The 10,331-nt window shown below is 72.4% G+C and carries 9 protein-coding genes; all 9 read right to left on the bottom strand.

Going from position 1 to position 10,331, the window contains the following annotated elements; all coding sequences use genetic code 11:
* A partial coding sequence (locus tag G6039_RS28740; RefSeq protein ID WP_338148591.1) for a hypothetical protein occupies nt 1-978 on the bottom strand: 978 nt, incomplete at its 3' end.
* A gap of 13 nt (nt 979-991) precedes the next feature.
* On the bottom strand, nt 992-1,318 hold the full coding sequence (locus tag G6039_RS28735; RefSeq protein WP_231385918.1) for a hypothetical protein: 327 nt from the start codon (nt 1,316-1,318) through the stop codon (nt 992-994).
* A 148-nt stretch (nt 1,319-1,466) separates the two neighbouring features.
* Complete coding sequence (gene glmM / locus G6039_RS28730) at nt 1,467-2,804, bottom strand: phosphoglucosamine mutase (protein ID WP_029544813.1); 1,338 nt, start codon at nt 2,802-2,804, stop codon at nt 1,467-1,469.
* A 175-nt stretch (nt 2,805-2,979) separates the two neighbouring features.
* On the bottom strand, nt 2,980-3,486 hold the full coding sequence (gene rpsI / locus G6039_RS28725) for a 30S ribosomal protein S9 (protein WP_006934923.1): 507 nt from the start codon (nt 3,484-3,486) through the stop codon (nt 2,980-2,982).
* On the bottom strand, nt 3,483-3,926 hold the full coding sequence (gene rplM / locus G6039_RS28720) for a 50S ribosomal protein L13 (RefSeq protein WP_006934922.1): 444 nt from the start codon (nt 3,924-3,926) through the stop codon (nt 3,483-3,485). The genes rpsI and rplM overlap by 4 nt, the downstream gene beginning before the upstream one ends.
* 223 nt (nt 3,927-4,149) lie before the next feature.
* Nucleotides 4,150-4,449: a WXG100 family type VII secretion target gene (locus G6039_RS28715; RefSeq protein ID WP_006934921.1), complete on the bottom strand. Its 300-nt coding sequence runs from the start codon at nt 4,447-4,449 to the stop codon at nt 4,150-4,152.
* Nucleotides 4,450-4,530: 81 nt separating this feature from the next.
* On the bottom strand, nt 4,531-4,872 hold the full coding sequence (locus G6039_RS31160; RefSeq protein WP_230304495.1) for a WXG100 family type VII secretion target: 342 nt from the start codon (nt 4,870-4,872) through the stop codon (nt 4,531-4,533).
* Nucleotides 4,873-5,003: 131 nt separating this feature from the next.
* The gene (locus tag G6039_RS28705) at nt 5,004-6,344 is read right to left on the bottom strand and encodes a type VII secretion-associated protein (protein ID WP_235194125.1); all 1,341 of its coding nucleotides are present in this window, start codon (nt 6,342-6,344) and stop codon (nt 5,004-5,006) included.
* A complete protein-coding gene (locus tag G6039_RS28700) occupies nt 6,326-10,309 on the bottom strand; it encodes a type VII secretion protein EccC (protein ID WP_043802970.1) in 3,984 nt (1,327 codons plus the stop codon). Before G6039_RS28700 ends, G6039_RS28705 begins: the two co-directional genes overlap by 19 nt.
* Between the last annotated feature and the right edge of the window lie 22 nt (nt 10,310-10,331).

Genomic DNA, 10,331 nt, shown 5'->3' with positions numbered 1-10,331 from the left:
GGTCTCGGGGGCGGGTGTGCGCGACGGCGGGTGTGCCGGATCCGGCGGCGGCGACAGCGGACGCTCCGGCTGCGGTTGCGGCGGGCCGGCCGGCTCGACGGCCTCGGAAACCTCTTCCACCACGGTCGTGGCCAGACCGAGGACCGCGCCTGTGAGTTCGCCCACGGCCGTCGCCAGCCGCAGCCCCGCGGCCACCAGGTCCGTCGCCGCCCCACACGGCGACCACGGATCGGTCATCGGAGCCACGCTCCGCGGGCCGGGATCCGGCGGCGCCAGCGTCGCGGCGAGTTCGGCGAGTACCGCCCGCACCGCTCGGTCGGTGTCGTCGCACAGGTCGAGGAACGACTCGACGGCCGTCTCCACCCCGGGCCGGAACACCTCGTCGCGCCACCGCCCGCACCATTGCGTGACAGCCGCGCGTACGGGGGCCGGGCCCAGCGCCGAATCCCAGGCGGCGAGCTGGGCTGTCGTCGGGCCGTCGCCGCCCGCGGCGCCGGCCAGAATCGCGTCGATCTCCTCGACGGTGCGCCCGCCGACGGTCGTGTCGGCGAACTCGGCGGCCGCCCGGGACTTCTCCTCGACGATCGCGAGCACCGCGGCCGCCGCGTCGGTCAGCGCGCGACGTGCGGCGCCGAGCCGTGCCTGCAGGTCCTCGCCGACCGCCACATGACGGTCGAGCGCGTCGGCCGCACCCACCGCCCCGCCTCCGGTCCAGGCCGCCGCCAAGGCGTCGACGTAGGAGCGCTGCCGCGCGACCTCGGCACCCAGGGCACCCTCGAGCCGGGCGAACACGTCGGCGTCCGCGAGCAGGACGGCCGGATCCGTGCCGCGCTGCTCGTCGTAGCGTTCCCGCAACTGCGCACAGGACGGCAGGCCGGGGGCGCAGCGCTCGGCGCGGGGAAGATGCTCGGCGAAGAAGCGCAACCCGACGCGGCCCCCGTCGAGCACCAGGTCGAGCCGCTGCCCGCCCCCGGTCACCGGCCTCTTCCGGTCACCGGTGCCCCGTCGGCGGCAGGTCGACGGCCCGCAGGACCGACTCGGACACCCGCTCCAGCCACGCGTACCCCCCGGCCGCGCGCCTCAGCGCCTCCGCGCGGGCGGCCGTCGCCGCCGACCACTCCGCGACCGCCCGGTGCAGCCCGTCGTAGCGCGCTCGCACGACCTCGGCCTCGGACCGGTAGCGGTCGCCGGCCGCGTCCGGACCGAAGCCGACGGCGCGGCACGCACGCGCATGCCAGTCGATCTCGGCGGCCGAGTCCGCCAAGCCCTCGGCGATCACCCGGACCGCCGCACCGTCGAGCCCCACCCCGTCACGCACCGCGCCTCCCCCTCCCTCGTCCCCCCGGGTGGTTCGACGCAGCGGGAGGCGGATCGGTTCCCCGGCGGGGCAGAGCCGACAGATGGAGGCCGACAGATGGAGGCCGACAGATGGAGGCCGACAGATGGAGGCCGTCGGATCGGTGCCGTCAGACGGAGGCGACCGCTCCCGCGAGACGATCGGCGAGAGCACGGGCCACCGCGTCGTCGGCGGCCTCGACCATCACCCGGACCAGTTGTTCGGTGCCCGACGGACGCAGCAGCACCCGCCCGGTCTCCCCCAGTTCCCGCTCCACGGCGGCAACGGCGTCCGCGACGACGGAAGCCTTGGCCACCGCGGCCTTGTCCGACACGGGCACGTTCACCAGCACCTGCGGCAGGGTGCGCATGACCGCGGCGAGCTCCGCGAGGGGCGAAGCGGTCGCGACCATCCGTTCCATGAGGCGCAGGCCGGTGAGCACCCCGTCGCCGGTGGTTCCCAGGGCCGGCAGCACGATGTGGCCGGACTGTTCGCCGCCGAGGCTGAACGAGCCGCGGCGCAGCTCCTCGAGCACGTATCGGTCGCCGACGCCGGCGGTCACGACCGTGATCCCGGCCTCGCGCATCGCCAGGTGCAGGCCGAGGTTGCTCATCACAGTGGCGACGAGCGTGTCGGCGTGCAGCTCGCCGGCCTCGCGCATCCCGAGGGCGAGGATCGCCATGATCGCGTCGCCGTCCACCACGGTGCCCGTCGCATCGACCGCGAGGCACCGGTCGGCGTCGCCGTCGTGCCCGAGACCGAGGTCGGCGCCGTGCTCGACGACCGCGGCCCGGAGGCCGTCGAGATGCGTCGAACCGCAGCCGTCGTTGATGTTGAGCCCGTCCGGGTCGGCGTGCAGCGCGACGACCGTGGCCCCGGCCGCGGCGTACGCGGCCGGCCCGACGCGCGACGCGGCGCCGTTGGCGCAGTCCACCACGACCGTCAGGCCCGTCAGCGGCATGCGCACCGCCGTCGCGAGGTGGGCGAGGTAGCGGTCGGCGGCGTCGTCGGCGGTCCGCACCCGGCCGATGCCCGCGCCGGTGGGGCGGGCGACCCCGCCCGCACCGTGCAGCATGGCCTCGATACGGTCCTCGACGGCGTCGTCGAGCTTGTGACCGCCGGCCGCGAAGATCTTGATGCCGTTGTCCGGCATGGGGTTGTGCGACGCGGAGATCATCACGCCGAGGTCGGCGTCGTAGGCCCCGGTCAGGAACGCGACAGCCGGGGTGGGCAGCACCCCGACGGACAACACGTCGACGCCGGCCGCGGTCAGGCCCGCGGTCACGGCGGCCTCGAGCATCTCCCCGCTGGCACGGGGGTCGCGGCCCACCACCGCGACGGGGCGCCGGCCCTCGGCACCGCCTGCCAGCACGGTCGCGGCCGCCCCGGCGAGCCGTACCGCCAGTTCGACCGTGAGCTCGGCGTTCGCCAAGCCTCGCACGCCATCGGTGCCGAACATCCGACCCATCGAGCAAAGTCCTCCACGTCGAGAAATGCGGTCTCCGCCGTCCGCGGGCGCCGCCTGCTGTCGCAAAAAGTACGTCAATGCACGAGAGCAGGCGTCCGGTAGGGAATTCTCTACCGGCGCCTGCTCTCGTGGTCGAACAGGAGCCGAGGCTGACGAGGTCAGCGTCGGCGGCACATCAGCGCTTGGAGTACTGCGGTGCCTTACGGGCCTTCTTCAGGCCGTACTTCTTGCGCTCGGTGGCACGCGGGTCACGCGTGAGGAAGCCGGCGCGCTTGAGCGCGGGGCGATCCTCGGCGGTGACCTCGATCAGCGCGCGGGCGATGGCCAGGCGCAGGGCGCCGGCCTGACCCGACGGGCCGCCGCCGTGCAGGCGGGCATGCACGTCGAACTGCTCGGTGCGCTCGACCGTGACCAGCGGCGACTTGACGAGCTGCTGGTGCACCTTGTTCGGGAAGTAGTCCTCGATGGTGCGGCCGTTGAGCACGAAGTTGCCGGTGCCGGGCACGAGGCGGACGCGGACGACGGCCTCCTTGCGGCGGCCGACGGTCTGCACCGGGCGGTCGAACACGATCGGCGCGGGAGCCGGAGCGGCCTCCTCGGCCACGTACTCGTCCGCGGCGACCTCGACGTTCTCGGCGTCGGTGTACTCGTCGCTGTAGTTCTCGTTCACGTTCTCGGTCACTGCGCCACCTGCTTGATTTCGAACGGCACCGGCTGCTGCGCGGTGTGCGGGTGGTTCGGGCCCGCGTAGACCTTCAGCTTCTTCGCGATCGCGCGACCGAGCTTGTTCTTCGGGAGCATGCCGGTGACGGCCTTCTCCACCAGACGGTCCGGGTTCTTCTCCAGAACCTCACCGACGGTGCGGGACCGGAGGCCGCCCGGGTAGCCGGAGTGGTTGTACAGGAGCTTGTCCTGCTTCTTGTTGCCGGAGATGGCAACCTTGTCCGCGTTGATGATGACGACGAAGTCGCCACCGTCCACGTGGGGGGCAAAAGTGGGCTTGTGCTTGCCGCGGAGCAGGTTCGCCGCCTGCACCGCGAGGCGGCCGAGCACCACGTCGGTGGCGTCGATGACGTGCCACTGGCGGGTCACGTCGCCGGCTTTCGGTGTGTACGTAGACACAGATCTTCCTCGTCTATCGTTTCGCTGCTGGCCCGCGCGCCGCCGATGATCGCTTCCGGCGGCCAGTTGGGACCCGAGAAGCGACGTTCGCCGCGCACGAGGCAACGACGACGGACGACACGCCAACGGCACACGATACCGGGGAGGTGTGTGCACGGTCAAAACAGCACGACGTCCCGGCGGCCTCTCCACCACCGGGACGTCGCTCGCTACTCGTGTCGCTTCAGGCCTGCCACCTCCGTGCCAGCTCGGATTCGACGCTGCGCATCTCGTCGTTGCCCCGCGCCACGGCGACGGCGATCTGGTCGAGCAGCAGATTCAGCTCGGCGGATGCCCGATCCCACTTCTGCTGGGTGACGTGGTATTCGGACCGGGCCTGCCCGTCCCAGGTCTGCACCAGCGGCTCGACCTGTGACCTGATCCGGTCGAGCGTGTCGTTCATGCCGCGCTGCAGTCCGACGACGCGGGTGTGCAGGTCGTCGATGCCACCGAAGTCCTGCCGGATCACATCGGGTCCACTCATTCGTTCGTTCTCCTCGAGTCGTGAGTCGTGTTGTGCGCACGGGCCGATGCGCGGTTCCGCACCGGCCCGCCCGCAGCGGCGTCAGTAGGTGCCGTGGAGGCTGTCGCCGAGGACGTTCAGCGACTGCGCCTGGGCCTGGACGGTGTCCTCGTACGCCCGGCCGTTGGTACGGATGCCGGCGACGATCGCGGCCAGTGCCTCGTTGAGCTGGAGGGCGCTGCGGTCCCATCGCGACATCACGTCGGTGAACGCCATCCCCGACCGGCCCTGCCATACGTCCGGCGACGACGACACGGTGGTGCGCAGCGCACCGAGCAGTTGCTCGAGTTCTCCGTGGGAGTCCTCGATCTGCCGCGCCGCCGTCTCCATGGTCGCGACGTCGGTCGCCACCCGATTCGAACTGCCCTGCCCTGGTTGCGTCACGCCTGTCTCCTCCGTCGTCCCGCGTCCCGTATCCCTCCGGCCCACCGTGGCCGAAGCCGGTTCGCGCCTACATCCGATTGGACGCAGCGCCTGTCCGCCGGGTTCCCCTGCTCGGCGAACGGGGCGATCCGCTACTCCACCGTCACGGTGTGGACGGCCTGCTCGCATTCGTTCTTGATTCCCGCCCATTCGTCGACGAGGAATTGGCATCCGACCGCCACCTGCATGCCGGACTCGACCACGACGAACCAACGCACGAGCGAGAATTCGTCCGGCGCCTCCACGTAGGCGATCACCGGGCGGTCCGCGAAGGTGGTGTCGGGGTCGAGGTCACGGATCACCGGGGAACGTTCGTCCGCGCGCCGGGCCAGCACCTCCCCCACGCCGGCCAAGTCCATATCTTCACGAAGAAGACTGTGCACCAGCACTATTCGCCGATCCCTCCCGCCGGCGGGGACGAGTTCGACGCGCTCGGCCCCGGCAGGCACAGGGTCGCGGACCCTCCAGTCCCCCGGCAGTTCCAGCCGGACGGGCCCGAGTTCGTGACGAACCGAAGGTGGGCGCGGCATGGGCTGTCTCGTCGCCGAGGACTCATCGGCCGAGTCGCCGGCGACGGGAACCTCCGCGCCCACCGCGGGCATGTCCGCGCCCTGTCCTGCAGTCCACACCCAGCCGGCCGTCGCGGCCACGACGGCCACGACGGCCACGACGGCCCAACGGATCCGGCGGACGGGCCGGGTCGACCGGGAGGCCGGCACGGTGTGCAGCCACTGTGGGAGCGGCTCCGTGTCCCCCGACGGGACGGCCGGGGGTTCCGGCACCGCGGCCAGCACCTCGGACGCGGCGACCGGTATCACCCGGATGCCGCGGCCGAGCCGCTCGGCGATCCGCTCGCACAGCGGAATTCCGGGCGGCTCGCCCGGAATCCCCGTCACGAGGACGACATCCGGATCGACGGAACCGCACACGTTTCGCATCAGCCGGTCCAGCCGCTCGGCTCCCGCCGGCGAGTCGAGCAGTCCCTCGTCGAGGTCGGGGTCCCGCGCGATGCGGTCGACGTCGCCGCCGTCGGGGGCGCTCAGCACCGCCATTGTCACGCCGGCGCCGTCGACCTCCGCGACCGCGCATCGCTCGCCATCGCCCACAGGCGCGGCGCGGCGCGCGGCCACCGCGGCGGTCAGGAGGACGGCATTTCGCGCGACCTGCCGGGCGGCCGTGTGCAACTCCTCCCGCCGACGTTCGCCCCACTCGGTGGGATGGACCACCACCACCGTGTCGAGGCCGGCCGGCGCGCCTGCCGTCGCCGCGACGTACCCGAGCAGGGTCGCCAGCGGCGCATCGTCGTCCGTGGGGACACGGCCGGGAGCCGATGCGGGAATCGTCACGGTCCGATCGGACCGCCGCGCGTACACCCGACCCGGGACGACCTGCAGGTGCAGCGCGTGGACGTCGCTCATTGCGGCGGCAGCCACGCCGTCTGCACGAGCGTCTCCCCGTCGCGTTGCACGAGGATGCCCCGTCCGGGCGGCATCGGGCGCGGACGCGCGGTGCCCACGAGCGCTCCCTCCTCTCGATTGCCGCTCATCACGAGGCCGGCCGCCGACAATTCCCGCAGCCGCGCGATGACCGGCTCGAAGAGAGCCCGCCCGGCTCCCCCGGAGCGGCGCGCCAGGACGAGGTGCAGCCCGACGTCCTTGGCCTGGGGCAGATACTCCAGCAGGGGCGTCAGCGGCGACTGGCTCGCCGCGGAGACGAGGTCGTAGTCGTCGACGACGACGAACACCTCGGGTCCCGACCACCAGGAGCGCTCACGCAGTTGCTGCTGGGTGACGTCGGGACCGGGCATCCGCCGCTCGAACACCGCCGCGAGGTCGCGGGCCATCGCCGACAACGTCACCGCGGACGGCGCGTATCCGCCGAGATGCTCACCCTCGACGACGCCGAGCAGGGTACGCCGATAGTCCCCGACGATGATGCGGGCCTGTGCGCCGGTGTGGGACTCCACGAGGCTGCGGCAGATGCCGCGCAGCACGGTCGTCTTGCCGCAACCCGAGTCACCGAAAACGAGCAGGTGAGGCTGCTCGGAGAAGTCGATCCCCACGGGGGCCAGTTCGGCTTCGTCGATGCCGACGGGCACGAACAACCGCCGCTCCCCGGGCGCGCCACCGGCAGCCGATCGGTCCGCGAGCGCCGCGAGCACCCCGGCCCGATCGACGCGATCGGGAAGCATGCGCACGGGCGGGGCGGGGCGGCCCGGTGCGGCCGCGGCGACGGCGGCCACCGCGTCGGCCAGTCCCGCCGCGAGGTCGACGACCTCGGAGCTGCCGTCCACACGCGGCAGCGCGGACAGCACGTGCAGTCCGTGGCGGTCGATGCCCCGGCCCGGGCGGCCCTCCGGCACCGCCGCCGCCTTCTTGCGGCCGTACTCGGAATCGGCGGGGTCGCCGAGGCGCAGCTCGAGGCGGGTCCCGAGATGGTCCCGCATCGCCGGCCGCACGTCGCCCCACCGCGGTGCGGTGAGCACCACGTGGATGCCGAAGGACAACCCCTGCGCCGCCAGCACGCCGACCTGCGGCTCCAGCGCCTCGAAATCCTGCCGGATGCTGGGCCAGCCGTCGATCACGAGGAACACGTCGCCGAAGGCATCGACGTCCGCGGCCGGACCGCCGCCCTCCCGGCGGCGGCGCAGTTCGGCCATCGACTCCAGGCCCAGCGCGCCGAAACGACCCTCCCGGCGCCGCAGCAGGGCAGTCAGTTCGGCGATCGTCCGGCGCACCCGGTCGGCGTCGAGCCGGTTGGCGACCGACCCGACGTGCGGAAGGCCCGCGAGCCCGGCGAGGGATCCGCCCCCGAAGTCCAGGCAGTAGAACTGGACCTGCTCGGGAGTGTGCGTCATCGCCATCGACAGGACGAGGCTGCGGAGCACCGTCGACTTACCGGAGCGCGGCCCTCCGACGACGACCACGTTGCCCGCCGAGCCGGCGAGATCCACCAGCAGCGGATCCCGCCGTTGCTCGAACGGGCGGTCCACGATGCCGATCGGCGTGCGCAGGGTGCTCCGCGGCAGCACGTCGCCGGTGAGCAGAGACCGCGGGACCAGTCGGTCCAGGCTCGGCGCCGCGTCGAGGGGCGGCAGCCAGACCTCGTGCGCGGGGGTGCCGTGACCCCGCACCCGGCCGATCAGGACATCGAGCACGGAACGGCTCTCCTCCGCCGGGACCGGATCCACGCCGGGCTCGGCCGGCCCGGGACCCGGTTCGAGGTGCGCGAGGGGTACTTCGGCCGTGGTGAACAGCCGCGGCCGGGAGGTCGCCGTGCCCGGCCTGATCACCGACCGGCCCGAGCGGCGGGGCTCGTAGGGACCCGACACGTAGGCAGCCGCGAACCGCACGATCTCCGCCGAGTCGCACTTGAGGTACCCGGTGCCCGGCGACGGCGGCAGATGGTAGGCGTCGGGGACTCCGAGAACGCTTCGGGACTCGTTGGCCGAGAAGGTCTTCAAGCCGATTCGGTAGGAGAGGTGACTGTCGAGTCCGCGCAGCCGGCCCTCGTCGATCCGCTGACTGGCCAGCAGCAGATGCATGTGCAGGGATCGTCCCAGCCGTCCGATCGCGGCGAAGAGTTCCGCGAATTCCGGTTGTTGCGTGAGCAGCTCGGAGAACTCGTCCACGACGACGAACAACGCCGGCAACGGAGCCAGCGCGGCACCGCCGGCCCGGGCGCGCTCGTAGTCGCCCACATTCGCGAAGTTCCCTGCCGCGCGCAGCAGTTCCTGCCTTCGGTTCATCTCGCCCTCGAGGGCGTCCTTCATCCGGTCGACCATGGCCAGTTCGTCGGCGAGGTTGGTGATCACCGCCGCGACGTGCGCGGCCGACTCGAGCCCGAGGAAAGTTGCGCCGCCCTTGAAGTCGACGAGGACGAGATTCAGTGCATCGGGGGGATGCGTCGCGATCAGACCGAGCACCAGGGTCCGCAGCAGTTCGGACTTCCCGGACCCGGTGGCGCCGATACAGAGTCCGTGCGGCCCCATCCCGCCCTCGGCAGCCTCCTTCAGATCCAGTTCGACCGGTGCACCGTCGGTTCCGATTCCGATCGGCACGCGCAGCCGGTCGCGGCCCCGCCGCGGCGACCACGCCCGCTCCGGATCGAACTGTGCGACGTCACCGAGACCGAGCAGGTCTTCCCATGGCGCCGAACGATTCTCCCCGTTGCCGGACTCGGCGACCCGCTGGGCGGCGCGGTACGGTGCCAGGCGCCGCGCCGCCGTCTGCGCCTGCGCGACGCTCGCTCCGTCCGGGACCGCGAAGGTCTCCACGCGTTCGCCGGCGCGCGCACCCAATCGGCCCTCACCGACGACGAGTTCGAGCCCGCGGGTGGCCGACAGCCGGGGCATCGACGCGGACAGGTCCAGGACCGTGAAGGAGTCGAGCCCGTCGTCGAGGATCCCCGACCCGGGGCCGGGTACGCCACCGTCGATCACGATCACCAGTTGGGGCACACCGTCGACCGGTGGGGTGTTGCGGACGAACCGGCCGCGGCCCGTCAGGCGGTCGGCGAACGCGGTCTCGAGATCCCGGACCGAGCCGAACACGGTGCGGGCGCTGCCCGCACCGTCGGCGATCTCGGGGTTCTGGGCGTGCGGCAGCCACTTGACCCACTCCCACTCCGGGGCGGTGTCCGGACCGCACACCACGGCGATCCGCAGCACGTCCGTGCTGTGGAAGGTGCACAGTTGCAGCAGCATCGCCCGCACCAGATCACGGGCCGCGGGGCGATCGCCGCCGAGCGACACCGCCGCGAACCCCCGCAACGACACCGCGGTCGGCAGGGCCGGTACGACCGAGTGCGCGCGCACGAACCGGCGCAGCGACACGGCCGCCACCGGTTCGAGGTCCTCGACGGGACCCGTGTCGGGGGCGATCAGCCGGGTTGCGAGGCGCTGGCCGCTGAGCCCGACCCGCACGTGGCAGAAGTCGGCGTCGGCTCCGTCGCGTTCCCACATGCGCACCGTTCCCGCGAGCGTCCACAGCACGGCCGGGTCGGGGTGCGTCCACTCCAGGGCCCTCCGCTGCCGGTCTGCGGTGTCGTGGACCTCCCGCCGGAGCTGATCGAGATACCGCAGGTAGTCCTTGCGGTCCTCGTCGGCCTCGGCCGCTTTCGCCCCGCCTCCGCGGCCGCCGCCGGCGAGCATGCCCACCATCGAGACGATCATCATGAGCGGGAAGACGAGCGACATCGGACTTCGCGCCATCCCCGAACCGAACATCAGCGCCACCATGCCGATCATCGCGGCGACCATCACGACGGGCAGCAGCTTCGCCAGGAGATTTCCCGGCGTCGAACGCGGAATCTCCGGCGGGGCCTGCATTCTCACCTCACCCGCCGGCACGCGTGGCACCTCGCGCCGCGGCCTGCGCACGAACCGCACCGTGCTCACACCCCACCCCCCACCCCCTCTC

The organism is Rhodococcus aetherivorans (genome assembly GCF_011058165.1).
Taxonomy (GTDB): domain Bacteria; phylum Actinomycetota; class Actinomycetes; order Mycobacteriales; family Mycobacteriaceae; genus Rhodococcus; species Rhodococcus aetherivorans.
The sequence above is the reverse complement of the archived record's forward strand: the minus strand, read 5'-3'. Positions and strand labels throughout refer to the sequence as shown.